General features: G+C 47.6%; 30 protein-coding genes. 1 reads left to right on the top strand and 29 read right to left on the bottom strand.

Annotated features, from left to right (window positions below; translation table 11 throughout):
- Positions 1 to 6: 6 nt before the first annotated feature.
- From cmk to rpl3p, 27 genes are all read right to left on the bottom strand, one after another.
- Positions 7 to 537, bottom strand: coding sequence for a (d)CMP kinase (gene cmk, locus HWN40_RS02975; protein ID WP_176964363.1), 531 nt, complete (start codon positions 535 to 537; stop codon positions 7 to 9).
- Positions 538 to 1158, bottom strand: a complete 621-nt coding sequence (locus HWN40_RS02970) for a DUF106 domain-containing protein (protein ID WP_176964362.1) — start codon at positions 1156 to 1158, stop codon at positions 538 to 540. It lies immediately after the preceding gene.
- A 21-nt stretch (positions 1159 to 1179) separates the two neighbouring features.
- Positions 1180 to 1827: an adenylate kinase gene (locus HWN40_RS02965; RefSeq protein ID WP_176964361.1), complete on the bottom strand. Its 648-nt coding sequence runs from the start codon at positions 1825 to 1827 to the stop codon at positions 1180 to 1182.
- A gap of 24 nt (positions 1828 to 1851) precedes the next feature.
- Entirely contained in the window at positions 1852 to 3330 is a 1479-nt protein-coding gene (gene secY / locus HWN40_RS02960) for a preprotein translocase subunit SecY (protein WP_176964360.1), read from the bottom strand.
- A 139-nt stretch (positions 3331 to 3469) separates the two neighbouring features.
- Positions 3470 to 3907 carry an uL15m family ribosomal protein gene (locus HWN40_RS02955; RefSeq protein ID WP_176964359.1) on the bottom strand — a complete coding sequence of 146 codons (438 nt, stop codon included), beginning with the start codon at positions 3905 to 3907 and terminating at the stop codon, positions 3470 to 3472.
- A gap of 5 nt (positions 3908 to 3912) precedes the next feature.
- On the bottom strand, positions 3913 to 4374 hold the full coding sequence (locus HWN40_RS02950) for a 50S ribosomal protein L30 (protein ID WP_176964358.1): 462 nt from the start codon (positions 4372 to 4374) through the stop codon (positions 3913 to 3915).
- 2 nt (positions 4375 to 4376) lie between these two features.
- Positions 4377 to 5009: a 30S ribosomal protein S5 gene (locus HWN40_RS02945; protein ID WP_176964357.1), complete on the bottom strand. Its 633-nt coding sequence runs from the start codon at positions 5007 to 5009 to the stop codon at positions 4377 to 4379.
- Between the two features lie 8 nt (positions 5010 to 5017).
- The gene (locus HWN40_RS02940; protein WP_176964356.1) at positions 5018 to 5539 is read right to left on the bottom strand and encodes a 50S ribosomal protein L18; all 522 of its coding nucleotides are present in this window, start codon (positions 5537 to 5539) and stop codon (positions 5018 to 5020) included.
- Between the two features lie 40 nt (positions 5540 to 5579).
- Positions 5580 to 6041 carry a 50S ribosomal protein L19e gene (locus HWN40_RS02935; protein ID WP_176964355.1) on the bottom strand — a complete coding sequence of 154 codons (462 nt, stop codon included), beginning with the start codon at positions 6039 to 6041 and terminating at the stop codon, positions 5580 to 5582.
- A gap of 1 nt (position 6042) precedes the next feature.
- Positions 6043 to 6432, bottom strand: coding sequence for a 50S ribosomal protein L32e (locus tag HWN40_RS02930; protein ID WP_176964354.1), 390 nt, complete (start codon positions 6430 to 6432; stop codon positions 6043 to 6045).
- A 9-nt stretch (positions 6433 to 6441) separates the two neighbouring features.
- Positions 6442 to 6975 (bottom strand): 50S ribosomal protein L6, encoded by a 534-nt coding sequence (locus HWN40_RS02925; RefSeq protein ID WP_176964353.1) that lies wholly within the window; start codon positions 6973 to 6975, stop codon positions 6442 to 6444.
- A gap of 15 nt (positions 6976 to 6990) precedes the next feature.
- Complete coding sequence (locus tag HWN40_RS02920; RefSeq protein ID WP_176964352.1) at positions 6991 to 7383, bottom strand: 30S ribosomal protein S8; 393 nt, start codon at positions 7381 to 7383, stop codon at positions 6991 to 6993.
- A 10-nt stretch (positions 7384 to 7393) separates the two neighbouring features.
- Positions 7394 to 7546 carry a 30S ribosomal protein S14 gene (locus HWN40_RS02915; RefSeq protein WP_176964351.1) on the bottom strand — a complete coding sequence of 51 codons (153 nt, stop codon included), beginning with the start codon at positions 7544 to 7546 and terminating at the stop codon, positions 7394 to 7396.
- The gene (locus tag HWN40_RS02910; RefSeq protein WP_176966252.1) at positions 7546 to 8043 is read right to left on the bottom strand and encodes a 50S ribosomal protein L5; all 498 of its coding nucleotides are present in this window, start codon (positions 8041 to 8043) and stop codon (positions 7546 to 7548) included. The genes HWN40_RS02915 and HWN40_RS02910 overlap by 1 nt, the downstream gene beginning before the upstream one ends.
- Before the next feature lie 4 nt (positions 8044 to 8047).
- Positions 8048 to 8758, bottom strand: coding sequence for a 30S ribosomal protein S4e (locus tag HWN40_RS02905; RefSeq protein WP_176964350.1), 711 nt, complete (start codon positions 8756 to 8758; stop codon positions 8048 to 8050).
- Between the two features lie 4 nt (positions 8759 to 8762).
- A complete protein-coding gene (gene rplX, locus HWN40_RS02900; protein WP_176964349.1) occupies positions 8763 to 9116 on the bottom strand; it encodes a 50S ribosomal protein L24 in 354 nt (117 codons plus the stop codon).
- 10 nt (positions 9117 to 9126) lie between these two features.
- Positions 9127 to 9525, bottom strand: a complete 399-nt coding sequence (locus HWN40_RS02895) for a 50S ribosomal protein L14 (RefSeq protein WP_176964348.1) — start codon at positions 9523 to 9525, stop codon at positions 9127 to 9129.
- Positions 9522 to 9851 (bottom strand): 30S ribosomal protein S17, encoded by a 330-nt coding sequence (locus HWN40_RS02890; RefSeq protein ID WP_176964347.1) that lies wholly within the window; start codon positions 9849 to 9851, stop codon positions 9522 to 9524. The genes HWN40_RS02895 and HWN40_RS02890 overlap by 4 nt, the downstream gene beginning before the upstream one ends.
- Positions 9852 to 9856: 5 nt before the next feature.
- Complete coding sequence (gene rnp1 / locus HWN40_RS02885) at positions 9857 to 10168, bottom strand: ribonuclease P protein component 1 (protein ID WP_176964346.1); 312 nt, start codon at positions 10166 to 10168, stop codon at positions 9857 to 9859.
- A gap of 1 nt (position 10169) precedes the next feature.
- Complete coding sequence (gene rpmC, locus HWN40_RS02880) at positions 10170 to 10373, bottom strand: 50S ribosomal protein L29 (RefSeq protein WP_176964345.1); 204 nt, start codon at positions 10371 to 10373, stop codon at positions 10170 to 10172.
- Complete coding sequence (locus tag HWN40_RS02875) at positions 10373 to 11329, bottom strand: 30S ribosomal protein S3 (RefSeq protein WP_176964344.1); 957 nt, start codon at positions 11327 to 11329, stop codon at positions 10373 to 10375. The genes rpmC and HWN40_RS02875 overlap by 1 nt, the downstream gene beginning before the upstream one ends.
- On the bottom strand, positions 11329 to 11784 hold the full coding sequence (locus HWN40_RS02870) for a 50S ribosomal protein L22 (RefSeq protein WP_176964343.1): 456 nt from the start codon (positions 11782 to 11784) through the stop codon (positions 11329 to 11331). Before HWN40_RS02870 ends, HWN40_RS02875 begins: the two co-directional genes overlap by 1 nt.
- A gap of 11 nt (positions 11785 to 11795) precedes the next feature.
- Positions 11796 to 12206 carry a 30S ribosomal protein S19 gene (locus tag HWN40_RS02865; protein WP_176964342.1) on the bottom strand — a complete coding sequence of 137 codons (411 nt, stop codon included), beginning with the start codon at positions 12204 to 12206 and terminating at the stop codon, positions 11796 to 11798.
- Between the two features lie 16 nt (positions 12207 to 12222).
- A complete protein-coding gene (locus tag HWN40_RS02860; protein WP_176964341.1) occupies positions 12223 to 12936 on the bottom strand; it encodes a 50S ribosomal protein L2 in 714 nt (237 codons plus the stop codon).
- An 11-nt stretch (positions 12937 to 12947) separates the two neighbouring features.
- Positions 12948 to 13196, bottom strand: a complete 249-nt coding sequence (locus tag HWN40_RS02855; protein ID WP_176964340.1) for a 50S ribosomal protein L23 — start codon at positions 13194 to 13196, stop codon at positions 12948 to 12950.
- The gene (gene rpl4p, locus HWN40_RS02850) at positions 13193 to 13954 is read right to left on the bottom strand and encodes a 50S ribosomal protein L4 (protein ID WP_176964339.1); all 762 of its coding nucleotides are present in this window, start codon (positions 13952 to 13954) and stop codon (positions 13193 to 13195) included. The genes HWN40_RS02855 and rpl4p overlap by 4 nt, the downstream gene beginning before the upstream one ends.
- Before the next feature lie 5 nt (positions 13955 to 13959).
- Positions 13960 to 14973, bottom strand: coding sequence for a 50S ribosomal protein L3 (gene rpl3p, locus HWN40_RS02845; protein WP_176964338.1), 1014 nt, complete (start codon positions 14971 to 14973; stop codon positions 13960 to 13962).
- 533 nt (positions 14974 to 15506) lie between these two features.
- On the opposite strand from rpl3p, the gene galU reads away from it, so the two are divergent.
- On the top strand, positions 15507 to 16424 hold the full coding sequence (gene galU, locus HWN40_RS02840; protein ID WP_176964337.1) for a UTP--glucose-1-phosphate uridylyltransferase GalU: 918 nt from the start codon (positions 15507 to 15509) through the stop codon (positions 16422 to 16424).
- Between the two features lie 36 nt (positions 16425 to 16460).
- Here the strand turns inward: galU and HWN40_RS02835 are convergent, their stop codons facing one another.
- Both HWN40_RS02835 and iorA read right to left on the bottom strand, forming a co-directional pair.
- Positions 16461 to 17057, bottom strand: coding sequence for an indolepyruvate oxidoreductase subunit beta (locus tag HWN40_RS02835; protein ID WP_176964336.1), 597 nt, complete (start codon positions 17055 to 17057; stop codon positions 16461 to 16463).
- On the bottom strand, positions 17054 to 18883 hold the full coding sequence (gene iorA / locus HWN40_RS02830) for an indolepyruvate ferredoxin oxidoreductase subunit alpha (protein ID WP_176964335.1): 1830 nt from the start codon (positions 18881 to 18883) through the stop codon (positions 17054 to 17056). Before iorA ends, HWN40_RS02835 begins: the two co-directional genes overlap by 4 nt.
- Positions 18884 to 18963: the final 80 nt, after the last annotated feature.

Genomic DNA, 18963 nt, shown 5'->3' with positions numbered 1-18963 from the left:
TGCCGGTTAATTGTTATCAGAAAAGTTTTCGATCGCACAGGAAATTATGTCTGCGATACTGAACTGGTCCCATCTGTCAGAATCGATTACCAGGTCATATATTGACAGGTCATTTATATCAATATCATAAATTGTGCTATAACGGATGGCCTCTGATGCTTCCCGCTCTTTTGTTTCCAGCAGCTTCTCATCAAAGGAACCGGATTCGCGCCCTGCAATACGGCTGACCCTCACTTCCACAGGAGCCTTTATCCAGACCCTGAGTGCCCTGTCTGCCATATGGCCTGCGAGCCTTCCCTCAAGGATCACATTATCCCTTGTATTGGCAATTTCCTTCTGGCGTTCATCGATCTTGAGATCTATGGAGTCATCAGACTCTGCAAGCTCACCAAACTCTGCCAGTGTCATGCCGTATTCTTTTGCAAGGGAGCGAAACACCTCTCCCGCAGAGATCATCTCAAGCTCATGCTTCTCTGCAAGAATACGGGAAACAGTGGTAGTACCACTGCCCGGAAGACCACTGATAGTCAGCAGCAATTAAACTCCACCGACGTCCAGTGCCTTTCTTATAAGCTGACTCACTGCCAGAGAAGCGATGAAGTACCAGAATATCCAGTGCTGGAAAGGACCGATGATGGTATCGGTCAGTATCTGTTCACCCCAGAAGGGGAAAACCATGGTTGCAGCTTCATGACCACTGATATAATAATACGCCCACATAAAAAGCGGAAGCGATATTATACTGATATATGCCATGGGTTTGAACTGCTGTTTTGACATCTCCATCTGCTGGGACATCATTTCACTCCGCTCAGCTTCCATCTTCTTCATCAGTGAAGTGTTATTGGAAAGTTGAGCTTCCCTGAACTGCTTCTGGAACACACGCATCTTTTCCTGGGTAGAGCGCATCAGTTCCCAGTCCATGGTATATTTCTGGATCAGTGATGCGTAAAGAGCAGTTATCGATGCCATTATGAACAAGACAATGTGGAAATTACTGGCACCCAAGAGAGTCACAAGAGGGTCCATGATAAAGCCAACGGACTGCCCCAGGGAATTCCTGAAATCCTGCCCCAGTATAACTATACCCAGCATCAATGATATACCCAGAGCAAGTAATACCTGCTCCAGCTTATTCTTAAATTCGGCATTTGCCAAAGCATCACCTTATTTTAAATTTTACTTGTAGCGATCCATTATTTCGGAAATGGTCTCAAACACTTTATCCACGGAGCCGTTTCCGTCTACATTCACAAGGAGTCCTTTCTCCTCATAATAGTTGATAAGAGGTTTGGTCTTTTCGTTGTATACTGCAAGCCTCTGCCTGACAACATCCTCGCTGTCATCGTCACGCTGGTAGAGCTGTGCACCGCATGCATTGCAGAGCCCTTCCTTCTCCGGAGGGTTGAACATGACATGATAGCTCTCACCACAGGAACATGTCCGGCGTCCGCTGATCCTCTTTACGACTTCCTCATCGGATACGTCGATATTGATCACAACGTCCAGTGGCTTTGAGATCTCTCCAAGGATATCCTCAAGGGCATCAGCCTGTGGTATCGTTCGAGGATAACCGTCCAGGAGATAACCTTTCTCACAGTCAGGCTCTTCCAGCCTGTCCTTGATAAGACCGATCAGCACCTGGTCAGGAACAAGTTCTCCCTTGTCCATATATTCCTTGGCCTTGAGACCAAGCTCGGTGCCCTCACGGACATTTGCCCTGAGGATATCACCTGTAGAAATATGAGGAATGTCATATTTCTGTGACAATTCCTTGGCCTGGGTGCCTTTTCCCGCACCCGGAGGACCGAATAATACTATATTCATAATCAATCATCACCTGATTTAGATTTATTCCTGTCCGAAGAAGGACCTCACCATCGGGTGCATCTCCATCATCTGCTCGGATGCTATATCCTCATAGAGACGGTACACAATACTCACTGTCAGCAGAAGACCTGTACCTCCTGCACCTCCAAGAGTACCAAGCAGACTGGCTACCAGTGTGAGCAAACCTATGAAAGCACCACCGATAACGGTTACCTTCGGGATGTATCGCATCATTACCTTCTCGATACTGCCTATATTCCTTCTGAAACCTGGAATCTGCATGCCGGAATTGAATATCTTCCTTGCAGTGGGCTTTGCACCCATTCCGGTTGTTTCGATCCAGAACAGAGCGAATACAATACCACCAGCTATGAGGAATACTGCATCTGTCAGCACATGAAGAGCAATCTGCCATGTTGCCGGGGCAGCTACACCGTAACTTGAGAACGATTCTCTGACAAGTGACGGTATCCAGTCATACGGACTGTGGATCGGAGCAAGGTAGTACATCAGACCACTGACAGGGGTCGAGCCCACGTATTCTCCGAGGAAGGTTATCCCCCTTCCACTGAGCACGATCCCGATAAGCTGTATATTGGCCTGCAGCGCCCTGACCAAGATCATCGGAAGGACTGAAGCATAGATAAGCTTTACAGGGAACTTACCTCTTGCACCTCTTACGGCACTGTGTGCCAGAGGTATTTCAATACGGGTACTTTCCACATATACTACCAGCAGGAAGATGATCACCGTACTCACAAGGGCAAGTATACCGCCGTTGACCAGCATGAACATCAGGCCGTCACCTGTAAACAGATAGTCAGCCCCTACGTTCTGTATTATGTATATCCATTTGGGGAAGAAACCCGTTGGTAAACCGGAGGTGTCCGCCGTCCAGTTGAAAAGTCCTGTTACGATCTGCTGGGATACACCGGCAACGATGAACAGGCCTACACCAGAACCGATTCCCCATTTGGAAACCACTTCATCCATAAAGAGTACAAGTACGCCTCCAATGAATATCTGAATAAACAGAACGGCTGTGATTACACCGGTACCAACACCAAGTGTTGCTGCAAGTGTCGTATCGGGCTGAATATAACCACCGGCTATCTGCGGTAAAGCCTCAAGGACGATCATAACAAAAACCAGTGCCTTCTGGGCACCCTGGAAGAATGCCTGGTCGTCCGGGTTAGACATATCGAGTTTAATTACATCAGCACCGACCAGCAACTGCAGTACGATTGAAGCAGTGACTATAGGACCTATACCAAGAAGCATCAATGATCCGGATGCTCCTGCAAAGAATGCTCGATAGGATTTGAACAGGTCGATCGAATCCGGGGACAATCCAAAAAGCGGTACATTGGCAAGCGCGAAATATAGCACAAGTATACCAAGCGTCCACATCAGCTTGTTTTTGAAGTGCACGTGCCCTTCGGGACTTGCGACCGCAGGCAATCTGTTAAAAATTGGTTTTAAACTTTCCTTAAGACTCATTAATTCCACCCTGACTGGGAAATCCATATTTTTTGGGGTAAAACAACCCTGAAATAGCCTTAACCATTTATAAATATACTCTATATATTTAATATAAAAGAATAAAATACATAAATAAATATGTAATGCCTATACGGCATTACTCTTCAGGTTCTGTACAGGACCCGCCTGCGTTCTCTATTTTACTCCTTGCGGTAGCTGAGAACTCACAGGCTGTCACAGTCAGTTTCTTTGAAACCCTGCCGGCACCGAGAACTTTCTCAATACCAAGGCCATTGAGATCTATTGAATAGACCTCTCCGTCGAGTTCCGCAAAACCGTCTTCAACAAGCTGATCTGCGAGCTCATCCAGTTCTCCCACATTTACGATGGAAGTGTCCCGGATGGTCTTTGGCGGGCGGCTGAAACCTTTCTGGTGACCACGCCTGTAACCGAGCTGAAGTGCACGGGTTGCGTGGTGTTTGTTCTCACCGGATCTGCCTCTTCCACCACGGTTTCCGGCACCACGTCTGTTCTTTGTGGTACCGCCGCCGCAGGTGCGTGATCCTCTGAATTTCTTAGTGTTACTTTTTGACATGCAGATCACCTCATCTTCTTTAACAGGAGATTGATGTCCTCGCCGTTGTTACCAAGAACACCACCCTGCTGTGCGGATCTCTTTATGCCGGCGTGGCCCTTCCTTGGAGGATGGAGCCTGAAAACCGGTTTAAGATCCGGAACATCCTTGATCGTTGCATTGCCATCGATAAGTGCCTGAGCAAATTCCTCAATGGATGCAAAATCCGTGTTCTCAGCAATATACTCATCTGTAAGCTTTACGCCACCCTGGAGCATTCCACGGTTCTTGAGCATCTCAGTGAGAGTTTCCACATCGATGGGACCGTATGCTACAAAGTCCTTGACCTTCTGGATCATACCCTTGTTGTGAGGGTTGTCGCTGAGAAGGACGCAGTGGTTTATCCTGTTTAGGCGGAGCATTTTAAGTGTGTCCTGAATGGACTGCCTGACATTGACGTCACCACGTACTCTTACAAGAGCGTACATTTTCAAGCCTCCTCTTCAAGACGGACAGGCTGCCTTACAGTACCGGTGTTGTGCAGTGCATTGAAAGTCGCTTTTGCGAAGTTCAGTGTTGTCCTTGTGGTACCTTCGGTCCTTGTCCATACATCCTTGATGCCTGCTTTCTCGAGTACCTTTCTTGCAGTGTCTCCTGCGGCAAGGCCAAGTCCACGTGGAGCAGGTTTAAGCTCTACGATGACACTTCCTGCCTTACCCCTAACCTCGGATGGTACGGTATGTTCACGGCCGCATGCACATTCCCATGAGCCGCATCCACGTTTGACCTTTACGATATTGATCTTGGCATTATCAATTGCCTTTCTGATCGCAGGGCCGACCTGTACGTCCTTTGCCTGGCCAAGACCTACAAAACCGTCACCGTTTCCTACGATAACAGTTGCTCTGAACTTGACACGGCGTCCGGAGTCAGTCATCCTCTGGACCATGTTGATATCGAGCACCTCATCTTCAAGATCAGGTAACAGAATATCGATAACTTTGGATTCTCTTACCGGAAGACCGGAATCGATTGCCTCGTCCATGGAAGTGATCTGCCCTTCATGAACGAGTTTTCCGAGCCTTGTCTGCGGAACCCATTCTTCTTCATAGTTGTATGCCATATAATCACCTAATTGAAGTCAGCAGAGATTTTATCCTTAACTGCATCGAACAGTTCCGGCAGATTCGATCCTTCCACATACTCTGCTACATGTTCTCCTCTTATACGCTCGTCTGAAGGCAGAATTGACGGATTGTGAGGGATCTCAAATCCGGAGTCAACAATACCTTTCAGGGTCGCATATACACGTGATCCGGGAGATGCTGCCTGGAGTCCCAGGTCAAGTACACCATATTCGAATCCCTTGCTCTGTGCCTTGTAACCGAACAGAAGACCGGTCAGGTACGCAGCCGTTGTGTTACCGGTGGATGCGTCATAGCCGTACTTCTTGAGCTCGGTTGAAAATGTGGATGAAAGGGTTACGTCCCCTTTCTGCTCCGGAGCGATGAGCTGGACCTGCATATGCTTTGAGCTCCTGCGCACGACCACACGGTCCTCTTTTGAGAGGAGCAGTCTGAGTCTCTGGTGATAGTCCGTGCGACCTTCTCTTCGTCTCCTGAAAGCGACTTTATATCGGGGTCCTGTTGCCATAATCAGATCCCCCTGAAGTTATGATACAAATAATTCATTATTATTCCTCACCACGTTTAATGAGTTTCTCGGACTCCAGGTGTGCTTCCAAGTGAGCTACACTGCGGTATTCGCCACCCTTTGCCTTGCGGTAGACCTTGCAATAGGCGGACTTGTCAAGTGAACCGTCTGCACGCAGCTCTTTAAGTCTTCTTCTCAGAGCACGGATCTTCTTCATCCACTGCTCTTTGCTTGGGTTACGTGCACCCTGTTTACCTTTCCTCTTACCATATCCTTTGCGGTGTCCGTACTTACGCTTGGCATCCCTTACTCTTGCACGTCCGCGGCTGACACCCTTTACAGGTACTGCCTTGATGTTGCCGAGCTCGATCTGCTCACGTATGTCAGCTCTTGTGATGGCGACTGCAATATCAGCTGCAGCCTCCGGGTTGAGCCATACTCTGTTAACACCACAGCCAAGGACCTGAGCAGCTATCCTTTTCTGATTTGTAAGATCGGTCATCTCACTCACTCCTCAGTGGGTTCAGGACTTTAATACCAAGCTCTGAAGCCTTTGCCTGGATGATTGATTTCTTCCTTGCACCGACCTTTCCAGCGATCCTTATTGCCTCAGTGGAGGCATCGACATTGTCAAGATCACTGACCGTGTTCACAAGTACCTCGGAGTATCCTGAAGGGTGGAAACCCTTTACAACCTTCGGACTACCGTAGCCTACCTGTGCAATAGCGCCCTTTGCCTTGTAGTGTCTGCGCTGCTTACCGCGTAGACCCCTCGGGCGTCTCCAGTTTGAATCCAGACGCTTGTACTTGTGGGAATCTGTCCTTTTGAAATTGGGCTTTTTGCCCTTCTGGACCTTTCTTGCCTTAAAAAGGCGTTTGATTTTTCCTTCCATTCAAATCACCTACGCTGTCTTCTCCACTATGTATATTCCATCCTGGAATATACGCGGGTCAAACCTTTTGATCTTTGTTGCCTGCTCGATGTTAGCAGCTGTCTGGCCAACATCTTCCTTGTTGACACCTGTGATGATCACTTCATCACCACTTACCTTAACGGTAGTGTCACCAAGTATCTTTGCTGATCTGGACTTCTTTTCACCGAGGAAGTTGCCTATTGTAAGCTTATTACCCTCTGCTTTTACCTGCATCGGGAAGTGAGAGTAAACAACTTTCATACGATACTCAAAGCCTTCAGTTACCCCATGTAGCATATTTCTGACATGGGAAGCAAAGGTTCCGACCATTGCTTTCTGGGTCTTCTTGCTGAATGGAGTATCGATGATTATCTCAGAGTCCGCAATCTCAATATTAATGCCTGGGTACCAGAACATTCTTTCATTCTTGCCTTTTGGTCCGGACACTGAGAGGATCTTCCCTGAGAACGTAACTGTGACATCCTCGGGAATGGGGATCTCTTTTTTGATTTCTTTTGCCATGATATCCCTTCTCCATCAGTAAACATAAGCAAGTAACTGTCCGCCTACGTTATTCTCACGAGCTTCGTACTGTGATATTACACCCATGGATGTAGTCAGTATAATCGTACCGAAGTTCCTTGCAGGGAGAAACTGCTTTTCCCATCTTTCGAAATCTGCAGCACCTACTGAATAACGTGGCTTGATAGCACCACATTTGTTGATCCTACCAACAAGCTCTACCTCATAAATACCTGCCTTGCCATCTTCTATAAATTCGAACTCACCGATATATCCGCGGGACTGCATAACCTTGAGGACAGTTCCGATGAGTTTTGAAGCGGGCTGAATTTTACAGGAGCTCTTTCCTATAGCTTCAGCGTTCTTTATAGTGGATAATGCATCAGCAAGTGGATCTAATAATACCATTTATCTCACCTCACGTATATTTCTCGAATCCCATATCGTGGGCAATCTCACGGAAACAGTGTCTGCACAGGTAAATATCATATTTCCTGACAAGTCCCTGTTTTCTGCCGCATCTCTTGCATTCGTGTGCGCCCCTGCCGAAGTTCTTTGTGGTTCGAACCATTAGATAACCTCCACTGAATATTTGTCTTTAAAGAAGGAAATTGTATCATCCTTTGTTATCCTGTGTGATGCGGGGATTCTGGCCTTTGTTATCCTTCTCTTACTGATCCTGTATCCGGGACGGTTGACAACTACATTGACATCCATTCCAAAGATACCAATGTTTGGATCGTACCTCATTCCCGGGAAGTCAGTGTGTTCCTCAATACCGAAGGTAACATTGCCGTTCTTATCAAACTGTGATGCACGGAGCTCTTTCTCTACAATGTCCAGTGCGGTGGTCAGGAACTTCTCGGCACGCTCTCCTCTGAGGGTTACCTTGCATCCGATAGGTTCGTTCTTCTTTATACTGAAAGAAGGCAGGGTCCTCTTGGCGTATGTCCTGATGACCTTCTGTCCTGTGACTTCACCGAGTATACCTTCGGCGTCAACAAGATGCTGACCGCTTTCGCCCACACCCATGTGGACTACGACCTTATCAACAACAGGAGTCCTCATTACATTACTCAACTGCCTCACCACCCAGTTTGATCTCTGGTTCGTCCTCACCAATGACCACCACATAGTCTTCGATCGTCTCGAAGTCATAGTCACCGGATATGGAAACAGTGTTGTTCCTTGAACTGCGGACTGTATTGATCTCCTTTATTGTGCCTATCTCACCGGTGTGTCTTCCACCGACGATCATTGCAATATTGCCTACTTCGTACTTGATGTGTTTGAGTACTTCCTTGTCAGGCAATGAAAGGATGATCGAATCCTTTGTACTGTAATCGTTGGATCCCAGAACGTTTGATCCGTCACTGAGGTTGAGCTGTATGGCTCCGCCCTTGATTACAGTCTTACCGTTGATCCTGCACAGCTTGTTCACATCGGCATCCTCAAGCTTATGGAGCTCGAGTCTTCCCTTGCGATCAAGCAATACACGGTAAGATACCTCTGCATCGGGTATTGAGATTACGTCAAGTAAGCCGATAGGGAATCTGAGATCCTTTTTGACTATACCGTCGACAAGTATCTTACCCTCTGAGAGAACACGCTTTGCCTCTGCACGGTTGTCAACTATACCCAGCATGTCCCTCAGTACTATACCGAGAGGTATACTCTGTTCTTTGTGATGTGGACCAGGTCTTGTAGTAGTGATCCACTTATTAGATTTCTTTGATATCTGCCAGCTGTTTGGTACAGATATTCTCTTTTGATGTTTGGCCACAGAATCACTTCCTGCTGATTATTGATTCTCTGCGCTCATCCTTCATGTTAAGGGTTGTGATAACCACATTGGAAGGATACACAGGTCTTGCAACTTCTGTTCCGTCTGCCTTGGACACGCTGACCCCTTCAATTACGATGGTACCGTGCTTGAGAGAGATACCTTCGACTTTTCCTGTGCTGCCTGCGTGGTCTCCACGCATGACCTTCACGGTATCGCCTACAATTACTCTTGCAGACCTGCAACCGTACTTCTCACGCAGTTCCTTTGAAAGGGGAGCACCCATGTACTTCTGTTTTACATGAAGAGGAGCATTGTATCTTGCTTTTCTCTGCTTTCTTGGCTGATTTGATACCATTTTTCACACCTCATGCAACCATAGATGCCGTGGTACCGATCTTTGGATACCTTTCAGCTACTTCCCTTGCTACCGGTCCCTTGAAGTCAGTTCCTTTAGGGACACCGTCCTTGTCAACTATGACAACAGCATTATCCTCAAAGGCGACCCTCAGACCATCCGGGCGACGGAATTCCTGCCTCTGGCGGACTATAACTGCCAGAAGGATCTGCTTACGCATCTCAGGAGTCCCTTTCTTCACAGATACAACGCACATGTCACCGATACCGGCTCTTGGGTGTCTGTTCTTGACACCGCGGTATCCCTTGACAGATACGATCTCGACTACACGGGCACCTGTGTTGTCCACGCAGTCGATCTGTGATCCTGCGTTCAGAGAACGCGGGATGTTAGATCTGACACCTTTCATGCCTGAGCCTCCACCTTAATCACTACATATGATTTGGTCTTGCTCAGTGGTCTGCATTCTGCGATCGTCACAACATCCCCTTCCTTTGCATCTATGCAGGAAGGATTGTGTGCATGGATCTTAGATTGCCTTTTCTCATATCTCTGATATTTCTTGATAAGCATCTCATGCTTGCGCTGGATGACCACGGTCCTGTCCATATCATCGCTTACAACGGTCCCTACAAGGACCTGTCCGCGAACAGGCAGTACTCCATGGAATGGACAATTAACGTCATTACACTCCTTTTCCGGAGCCGGGACATCCAATCCAATATCTCTTGCCATGATTATTACCTCATGCGTATTTTCCTAATGTTCTTGGTTCTGTTCTCGGGTTGTGAGAGCAGTAGGTTCCCTTCTATTTTGACATGCCTTCTGGCATGTTTGCCCGATATGCGGCCGGGTATCTGAAACACAAAGGTCGTGCCTGTTTTTGGAACCATCTTCTTCTGACCTTCCTCTGTTTGAACAATGATCATGTTCCTCGTTTCATCAACCACTTTGCCGCGTATATTGCTCAGTGTGGGATTGGTAGCGTCTTCAATTTTAACTACCAGCCCGATTAATTCGTGGAATATAAGTTTTGAAGGAGTGATTTCCACTTCAGATCTCCTTCATTTCTCTCTGGATGGTCTTGATCCTGGCAATTGTACGCCTGAGCTCCCCGATCCTTCCGGGGTTATCAGGAGCTCCTCCTGCAGATGAAAGTGCACGCTCACGTGTGAGTTCGTCCTTCATCTTGTCAAGTTCATCCATCCTTTCTTCAGGGGACATGTCCCTGATCTCGTTCAAGCGAAGAATTGCCATTACTTATCCTCCTTGTGAACACGTGCGATAGGATGCCAGTAATCGTAGCCTTCATGCTTGTGCTGCCAGACGTCATCCATAAGTCTGCGCTGTTCGTCAACGAGACCTTCCATAGGTTCTGGTTCCTCAGGAGCATTCTCAGGTGCTTCTTCGGTGGCCTCTTCGACCGTTTCCTCAGAAGTCTCCTCTGAAGCTTCCCCTTCTGCTGCCGGCTCTTCAGCTTCTTCAGTAGCTGATTCCTCAACAACTTCCTCTGCTTCCTCTTCGTCAGCAACCTCACCTTCAGCTTCTGTCTCCACAAGCTTCTCGATGTCACTGCCTTCTTCCTCAGTAGCAGCTGCTTCTTCAGGCACCTCTTCGACGATGTCCTTCAGATGGAAGGAGTCAGGAAGTACAGCACCAGGAGGAATGATCCTTACTTTACATCCAAGGGTTCCGAGTTTTCTTACAGCGGTTGCAAAGCCCTCGTCCACGATATCATCCACAGGTTTTCCTGCGTGCTTGATGTATCCGTTTACGAGTTTCTCTACCCTGGACCTTGCACCGGTCAGTTTTCCGGAAATGACGATCTCACAGCCAAGTGCACCTGAGTTCATGATAGCCCTCATGGTGTTGTGGCCTGCCTTCCTGAAGTACCATCCTCTCTCGATGGAGGATGCAAGGCGTGATGCCATCATCTGTGCATTGAGTTCGGGCTTTCTGACTTCCTGCGCATCGATCTGCGGGTTGTCGACATCATAAAGTCTGTCGATGTCCCTGGTAAGTTTACGAATGACCTTACCTGCCTTACCGATTACCATACCGGGTTTCTCGGAGTATATTGTGATCTGTGTACCCATGGGAGTACGGTTGATATCCATTCCACCGTAGCCTGCCCTGCTGAGCTGTTTTGAGAAAAATTCATCCATGGAGGCCTTTACGTATCCTTCCTGAACGAATTTCTTTTCTATTGCCATTAGCGCACCTCGTTCAAAATAATCTCGATGTTTACAGTTTCCGTGTTCTTGGGACTACCACGTCCACGTGCCCTTGGCCTCATTCCGTGGATGACACGACCGCGCTTTGTAGCAACATGAGCTATGTACATCTGGTCAGGTTCAAGCCCCTTATATTCAGCATTGCTCCTTACGTTCTCCAGGATCTTCAGATAGGCCTGTGCAACTTTGACAGGATATCTGCCTGTTGCCATGGGACCCTTTCTGTGTCCTGATCCTTCATGGTGTCTCTTGAAAGGAACTGCCTGCTTCATTCCTATAACATCTTCGAGGTACCTCTGGGCGACTTCGATACGCATACCTTTGATCGCGGTTCCGACCTCGCGGGATTTCTTAGGTGATATGTGAAGCTCCGAACCCATCGCCTTAGCAGATGTCTTCGGGTCAAACTCCATTGTATATCCGATTCTTGCCATACATTATCACCTTACTTCAACGGAACGAACTTGCTTGAACGGGTTGCTCCGACACCTGCACTTCCGTGGTTAACCTTGGAGCGAGTTGCTGCGAATTCCCCGAACCTGTGTCCGATCATTTCCGGCTGTATCTCTACTTCCACAAATGTTTTGCCGTTGTATATTTCGATATGTTTTCCCACCATGTCAGGGAAAACTATCAGATCCCTGTAGTGGGTACGTACCTTATCCTTGTCCTGAAGATTCTGGATTACCTGTTTTCTGCCTTCTGTGAAGCCTTTTTTGATAGTTCGGCGTTCACGGGATGGCAAAAGTTCAGCAAACTCCTCGACGCTCAAGGATTTGAGCTGTTCAACCGTCTTGCCACGGTATGTATATTCACCTTTTCGTTTTGGTAATTTGGATGATGATTTTCTTGCCATGATTTAAGCCTCCGGTTTAACGCTTTCCTGTCCTGCGTGCTGCTATCTGGCCTACTTTACGTCCCGGAGGTGCATTCCTGCTGACCGTGGTAGGTCTTCCGGGATGCTGCCTGTTACCTCCACCGAACGGGTGATCGATTACATTCATGGCGACACCTCTTACACGGGGATACTTTGCAGCTCTTGTCTTCAACTTGTGATACTTCTTTCCTGCCTTGAGAAACGGTCTGTCAACCCTTCCGCCACCTGCAATAATACCAATTGTTGCACGACATCTCGGGTTGAACCATTTCATCTCACCTGAAGGCATCTCAAGGACTGTCTTACCACGTTCATGGGAAATTACTGTTGCATATACACCTGAAGAACGTGCAAACCTTCCTCCGTCATTGGGTTTACCCTCAATGTTACAGACAGGGACACCTTCCGGGATCTCTGCCAGTGGCAGGATGTTTCCTGGTTTTACTTCTGCGGATATTCCGCAGGCGATCTCGTCGCCCACCGCAACGCCTTCCGGTGCAAGGATCAGACGTTCCTCGCCGTTATCGAAAGATACCTTTACTACCGGTGCAGAGCGTGCCGGATCGTGTGTGACCTCAAGCACTGTACCGTAAACAGTGTCATTCGAGTCAACACGAGGGTGCTTCATTGAAGCCTTATACCTGTGTGATGGTGCTCTGTAAGTAGGGGTTCCACGACCTCTGTTCTGTGATATGATTCTTCTTGCCATACAAATTCACCTCACATCAGACCTATCCTTGTAGCTATTTCGTGGGCAGCCTCTGTGCCTTCGAAAGTCACTATGGCCTTCTTGAGACCTTTCATTGTGCTCATAGTACATACCGAGGCAACCGGGAAACCATAAAGTTTCATGACCTCGGCCTTGATCTGATTCTTGTTTGCGCGGGAATCGACAACAAACTGGAGTTTGTTGTCTTCCAGAAGCATCATTGCTTTTTCAGTGATGAATGGGTATTTGATTGCGCTCATTCGAACATTCCCTCCAGGGCAGCTATTGCAGATTCTGTCCATACTGTCAACCTGCCGGCGTGTGTTCCCGGTGCAAGGATCTCGGTATTAAGGGAATCCACTGATATTACATCCACACCTGCAAGGTTCCTTGCAGATCTGAAAAGAGCGGAATCGCGTGCCGCTACAATGAGGACGCTCTTTCTGTTCTTGAATCTTCTTCCACGGAGCTTTCCTCTTCCGGCCCTTACGTTCCTACCGTCCTTTGCGCGAAGTACATCGTCATAGACACCTGCTGCCTGCAGGAAACTGACAACGTCCTTTGTCTTTTCAAGGTCTTCTAGGGCATTTTCTGCCACCAGTGGAAGCTGAGCATCGAATCTGTGTCCGCGTCCCATTACCACTTCTGCGTTAGCTGTACTTGCTATGGCTGAACGGATTGCCATACGCCTTTCTTTTCTGTTTACTTTCTCTGTTCTGTCGGTTTCGGTCTTCGGAGGATGTGCTCTCCTACCGCCGACAGCCTGAGGAACTCTTGCTGCACGGCTACCGTTTGAGAGCCTCGGGATCTGTGCAACACCTCTGCCTGATCCCCATGACTCTGCTGAGGTTTCCATACCTGCATACAATTTGGTACCATAGGGCTGCAGCCTGTTTGCCTGTGCCGTAAGTACAGCTCTTTTGATAAGATCAGGCCTGTATGCCTCATCGAATACTGCAGGAAGCTGCACATCGCCCTTGCTGTTACCGGATAAATCAATAATGTTTGCTGTGGCCATTCACTTCACCCCTGTTTGGATTGTGTGCTCACATGAAGGAGCTGTGGTTCACCCATTGCAGTCGCCTTTGACCTCATTGGTTCTCTGAGCCTTACAAGCCTCTTGGAGGGTCCCGGGATGCTTCCTTTGAGCAGTACATAGTCCCCTCTTACAAGACCGTAGTTCAGGAAACCACCTTCAGGGTTGATCTCCTCGCCATCTGTGGAGACCTTCATAATACGCTTGTTGTATTCTGTTCTCTGGTGGTATCCCATCTGACCCATCTGCGGAACTCTCCAGCTGACACGTGCCGGGTGGAAAGGACCAAGGGTTCCTATCTGCCTGAGACTTCCCTGCCTGGAGTGCTTGTTCTTCGCAAGGTTGATACCCCATCTCTTTACGGGGCCCTGTGTTCCTTTTCCGGTGGTGATGGCTGCCACGTCAACAAATTCACCGTTGTTGAATACGTCGCTGATCTTCACTTCGGATCCAAGTAAGGACTTTGCGTAGTCGAACTTTTCCTGCACACTTGAGCCGTTGACTGCGGTTTCCATGATGTCCGCATTCTTCTTGGGAATACCTGTGAGCTTCTTTGGTAAGGTGTAGGTTACGACCTTGATGTCAGAAACACTACCTTCTTCGATCATCTTAGTGATCTTATCCAAAGCTTCCTCGGTATTGGACTCCTTTGGTAACTTGATTGTCTTTCCAAGACTTTCGTCGACATCGGAGCTCCACGCATCAGCAACAGCCTTCTCACCATAGTGAGTGTTATTATAAGCACGGATAGCAGCAACACGAATAGCAGGTGTTTCCACAACTGTGACAGGTACTGAGATCTCCATGCCTTCAGTCAGACTGTTCTTCACATCATCAACCAATATCACGTGGGTCATGCCCACCTTATACCCGGCAAAGTCCTGGAGCTTTGGTTCTCCTGCGGACTCTGGCCATGAGTTGAATCTTGGGATGTGGCTTTGTGCTCTTTTGCGCGGACTGAAAGCGAGTGAACCTCGTCTTGGTCTATGCCCTTTTGCCATTCTTATTCTCCTGATTACACATTTTCTTCTTAAGTGAGACCACACAAAGTATGGCCAAGATGCAAAAAAGTCATCAAGTCAACCAGAATCGACCTGAATCAAGCGTTAATACACTACGTGAACTCCACGTATACTAGCGTACACGCATTCAGCGTAGCGACCTGCCGTTTCCACTATATCTGGTGGATCCTGGCATACCCTTATTGGGGCAAACTCCGGCGTCATCTCGAAAAGATTTAAACATCTCTGCATTGTGGTGAACTTTATTGTACACTGCGGGCATTCCTGAAGAGGCCCTATACTTCATGTTAAATCCGACTTTTTCGCACTGTAAGTTTAATCTGGTCAGATCATCTTCACCTGATCTAACGTTGCGCCATTAAACGTATATTTACTATTTAAACTCTTTGCACGATAATAAAGATTCTACTGCTGGACTGCAACATCAGAAAAATCTGCAAGCTAATTGAAAAATCATATAAGTATTAATGTACTTGTATACGTACCTGAATTCTAAAACAAGGAGTTAGAAAGTGGAAGTCAAAAAAGCCGTAATCCCTGTCGCAGGTCTTGGAACAAGGTTCCTCCCTGTCACAAAATCCATGCCAAAGGAAATGCTTCCTATAATAGACAAGCCAGTTATCCACTATGTAGTGGAGGAAGCCATAGCATCCGGAATAGATGACATCGTATTCATTACCGGCAGGAGCAAGAGATCCATTGAGGATTATTTCGATGACTCCCCGGAACTTGAGAATCATCTAAGGGAAAAGAAAAAAGAGAACCTATTAAAGATAGTGCAGGACATCTCATCACTGGTAGATATACACTATATCAGGCAGAAAGAGCCCCGAGGACTCGGGGATGCTATCTACACGGCAAAGAAACATATCAATGACGAGCCCTTTGCGGTACTGCTTGGTGACGACATAATTGTGAATCAAGAACCCTGTACCAAACAGTTGATCGATAACTTCGTGAAATACGGCAGGTCCACCATAGCTGTGGAAGAAGTACCACAGGAAAAGATCAGCAGCTACGGTATCATTAAAGGTAAGCCCATAGATGATTCATTATACACTCTGGACAATATTGTTGAAAAACCAAAAGCTGAAGATGCTCCATCCAATATAGGAGCAATAGGAAGATACGTATTCACTCCAGAGATACTTGACTGCATAAAAGAAACAGCAAGTGGTGTGGGTAATGAGATACAGCTCACGGATGCCATACGCCTTTTAAACGAAGAACAGATGATATATGCATACAGGTTCAGGGGCCAGAGATACGATACCGGTGACAAGGTAGAGTACGTCAAGGCGATAGTTGATTTTGCACTTAAAAACAAAGATATGCGAGGACAGATCGAGGAGCATATCAGAAGCAAGCAGATAGATCCTGGCTCAAGTCCGGAAAAAAAGGATGTTGCTAAGAAGATCCTAAGCAAGTAAAATGAAACTAGCTAAAATATCAGGGATGAGCTGTGATCATCCCTGTATTACAGACCTGCCCATCTCAAAAGCCCTGATATTGATGTCAACTGTTTTCGGAGGAACCAGTTCCTTAACACATTCAAGCAGGGTATCAACAGATACAGGCAGATAGTTTGATACCGCACCCACCATGACAACGTTCATGGATTGCGGATGTCCCGCCTCCTTTGCAAGATCCGTAGCATTGAAGGCCTTGACTTCCCTTTCTTCTTTCATCACGGAGAGAATATCATCGATATCCGGATAAGTACAGAGTCCTGAAGTAACAGTGACCGGAAGTATCGGTTCCGTATTGACCAATATCACTCCGTCCTCTGCAAGGTATTCCATATATCTCAGTGCTTCACTTGGTTCCAGTGCAAGCAAGACATCGGCACCTTTCAGAGGTATCATCGAACCAAGCTCGCATCCGAGCCTGATATGGTTCACAACCGAGCCACCACGCTGGGCCATACCATGGGTCTCTGCGGCTCTGACGGACATATCTTCCTTTACAGCAGCCTTGCCTATGATATCAGATGCAAGGATGGTACCCTGTCCGCCCACACCCGCAATTATTAGATCGAATATGGATATTCCTTCTGCACTCATTTCTTCACCTCCGAGATAGCCTCGAACATGCACAGGCGGTCACATACCCCACAGCCGGTACACATCATATTAATCGAAGCTTTTTTGGTCTCCACGTCAAATTCAATTGCCGGACAGCCAAGATATACACATTTCTTACATCCCACACATTTGTCAGCGTCAATGGTAAATGGTTTTCTGCGAATACCAGAGCGCTTTGCATCGATAACACAGAGCTGTTCCGTGATAACAACGGAAGTTCCCTTATAATCCTTCGCTTTCCTGAAGACCTCCTCGGCCTTATTGAGATCGTAGGGATCAACGGTTTCTACAAAGCCGGCTCCCATACCCTTACAGAGTGTTTCCAGACAGACCTCCGTTGTCTGCTCACCTGTTGCAAGTTTACCCATACCCGGATTTGGCTGGTGCCCGGTCATTGCGGTGGTGCGGTTATCTACTATAGTTACTGTAATATCCGCCTTATTATAGATAGCATTAAGAAGACCGTTCATGCCCGTGTGGAAGAATGTGGAATCACCAATGGAGCAGCATATGGGCTTTGTCTCTCCTGCCTGATACATTCCGCTTGCAACGGTTATGCTTCCACCCATACAGAGCGTCGTATCCACGGTGCCACTCTGGATTCCAAGGGTATAGCAACCGATATCACTGGGGAATATTGCATTTTTCCCATAGACCCTTTTCATGACATGGAAAGTAGCCCTGTGAGAACAACCCGGACACATGACAGGCGGACGCATTGGCAGTTCAACCCTGCATCTGTCATAATCAAAGTCCTCACCCGTATCAGCCGGGACATCCGACCTTCCAAGTCCCAGCACCTCCGCAAGGACATCTGCACATACATCGGTATTCAGCTCGAATATCCTCGGAATCGGACCCGGCATCTTACCGATTATCTCAACATCTGAGCCTGTTTCCTGTGCTATGATCCTAACCTGCTCTTCGACGACAGGCTCCATTTCCTCGAAAATGATTATACGATCGGCGTTCTCCATGAGAGTACGTATCTTTTTCTCCGGAACAGGATAGGTTCCTATCTTCAGGAATGAAGCATCAATTCCCTGTCTGATCACAGCTTCCTTTGCATAGACCGAAGCAATTCCCGATGCTATTACACCAACACTTGCACCCTCGCTCAGTTCAAGCTCATTCCAGGGCGAGTTCTCAAGTTCCGCAAGAATATCCTTTTGCAGCTCCAGCAGATGAGGGTGCTGTATCCTGGCGTTCTTGGGAACCATGACCCATCTTTCCAGATCCTTCTGGAAGTCAGCTGCAGGCATATCCTCTTTCACAGGACCCAGCTCCACATCGGACTTGCCATGGGATATGCGTGTTGTCGGCCTGAAAATTACAGGTGTCTGCAACTTGTTTGAAATTTCGAACGCATAGGGCATCATATCCTTTGCTTCCTGGGGTGTGCATGGATCCAGGCACGGGATCAGCGAGAACTGTGAATACCTGCGTGTATCCTGTTCGTTCTGAGATGAGTGACATGACGGATCATCAGCAACGATGATAACCATGCTTCCTTTTACACCCGTATATGCCAGCGTCATAAGAGGGTCCGCTGCGACGTTCAGACCCACATGTTTCATGGTGACCACGGAGCGCACACCTGCCATGGCTGCGCCGGCCGCTACCTCAAGGGCAACCTTCTCATTGACCGACCATTCTACGTAAAAATTCCTTTCCTTCATTCCTGCCAGTGTACCGATGATCTCTGAAGACGGGGTTCCGGGATAGCCGGATATGACCTGTCCGCCCCCTTCAACGATACCGCGCGCGATTGCAACGTTTCCAAGCATGTACTCGCGTTTTACCATGAGAATCTCCTGCCAGCGTATACTTAATGATTATTGATAAAGATATCTGAAAACAAGAATCGTGCTAAAATGTGACAATT

This window comes from Methanolobus zinderi, from assembly GCF_013388255.1.
In the GTDB taxonomy this organism is placed as follows: Archaea; Halobacteriota; Methanosarcinia; order Methanosarcinales; family Methanosarcinaceae; genus Methanolobus; species Methanolobus zinderi.
This window is presented reverse-complemented; position numbering and strand designations above follow the sequence as displayed.

Coding starts and splice junctions, on each gene's coding strand:
- HWN40_RS02950 (WP_176964358.1), bottom strand. CDS start 4,374: ATGTACGCTCTTGTAAGAGTACGTGGTGACGTCAATGTCAGGCAGTCC.
- HWN40_RS02910 (WP_176966252.1), bottom strand. CDS start 8,043: ATGAGGACTCCTGTTGTTGATAAGGTCGTAGTCCACATGGGTGTGGGC.
- HWN40_RS02835 (WP_176964336.1), bottom strand. CDS start 17,057: ATGAGTGCAGAAGGAATATCCATATTCGATCTAATAATTGCGGGTGTG.
- iorA (WP_176964335.1), bottom strand. CDS start 18,883: ATGGTAAAACGCGAGTACATGCTTGGAAACGTTGCAATCGCGCGCGGT.
- HWN40_RS02875 (WP_176964344.1), bottom strand. CDS start 11,329: ATGGCAATAGAAAAGAAATTCGTTCAGGAAGGATACGTAAAGGCCTCC.
- rpl4p (WP_176964339.1), bottom strand. CDS start 13,954: ATGGCCACAGCAAACATTATTGATTTATCCGGTAACAGCAAGGGCGAT.
- HWN40_RS02920 (WP_176964352.1), bottom strand. CDS start 7,383: ATGGTATTATTAGATCCACTTGCTGATGCATTATCCACTATAAAGAAC.
- rpl3p (WP_176964338.1), bottom strand. CDS start 14,973: ATGGCAAAAGGGCATAGACCAAGACGAGGTTCACTCGCTTTCAGTCCG.
- rplX (WP_176964349.1), bottom strand. CDS start 9,116: ATGGTATCAAATCAGCCAAGAAAGCAGAGAAAAGCAAGATACAATGCT.
- HWN40_RS02915 (WP_176964351.1), bottom strand. CDS start 7,546: ATGGTTCGAACCACAAAGAACTTCGGCAGGGGCGCACACGAATGCAAG.
- HWN40_RS02865 (WP_176964342.1), bottom strand. CDS start 12,206: ATGGCAAGAAAATCATCATCCAAATTACCAAAACGAAAAGGTGAATAT.
- HWN40_RS02860 (WP_176964341.1), bottom strand. CDS start 12,936: ATGGCAAGAAGAATCATATCACAGAACAGAGGTCGTGGAACCCCTACT.
- HWN40_RS02945 (WP_176964357.1), bottom strand. CDS start 5,009: ATGGCATACAACTATGAAGAAGAATGGGTTCCGCAGACAAGGCTCGGA.
- HWN40_RS02890 (WP_176964347.1), bottom strand. CDS start 9,851: ATGGCAAGAGATATTGGATTGGATGTCCCGGCTCCGGAAAAGGAGTGT.
- secY (WP_176964360.1), bottom strand. CDS start 3,330: ATGAGTCTTAAGGAAAGTTTAAAACCAATTTTTAACAGATTGCCTGCG.
- rpmC (WP_176964345.1), bottom strand. CDS start 10,373: ATGGCAATTCTTCGCTTGAACGAGATCAGGGACATGTCCCCTGAAGAA.
- HWN40_RS02855 (WP_176964340.1), bottom strand. CDS start 13,196: ATGAGCGCAATCAAATACCCATTCATCACTGAAAAAGCAATGATGCTT.
- HWN40_RS02955 (WP_176964359.1), bottom strand. CDS start 3,907: ATGTCAAAAAGTAACACTAAGAAATTCAGAGGATCACGCACCTGCGGC.
- HWN40_RS02935 (WP_176964355.1), bottom strand. CDS start 6,041: ATGACCGATCTTACAAATCAGAAAAGGATAGCTGCTCAGGTCCTTGGC.
- HWN40_RS02870 (WP_176964343.1), bottom strand. CDS start 11,784: ATGGCAAGAATCGGATATACAATGGAGTTTGACCCGAAGACATCTGCT.
- HWN40_RS02895 (WP_176964348.1), bottom strand. CDS start 9,525: ATGAAAGGTGTCAGATCTAACATCCCGCGTTCTCTGAACGCAGGATCA.
- HWN40_RS02965 (WP_176964361.1), bottom strand. CDS start 1,827: ATGAATATAGTATTATTCGGTCCTCCGGGTGCGGGAAAAGGCACCCAG.
- HWN40_RS02940 (WP_176964356.1), bottom strand. CDS start 5,539: ATGGCAACAGGACCCCGATATAAAGTCGCTTTCAGGAGACGAAGAGAA.
- HWN40_RS02925 (WP_176964353.1), bottom strand. CDS start 6,975: ATGGCAAAAGAAATCAAAAAAGAGATCCCCATTCCCGAGGATGTCACA.
- HWN40_RS02930 (WP_176964354.1), bottom strand. CDS start 6,432: ATGGAAGGAAAAATCAAACGCCTTTTTAAGGCAAGAAAGGTCCAGAAG.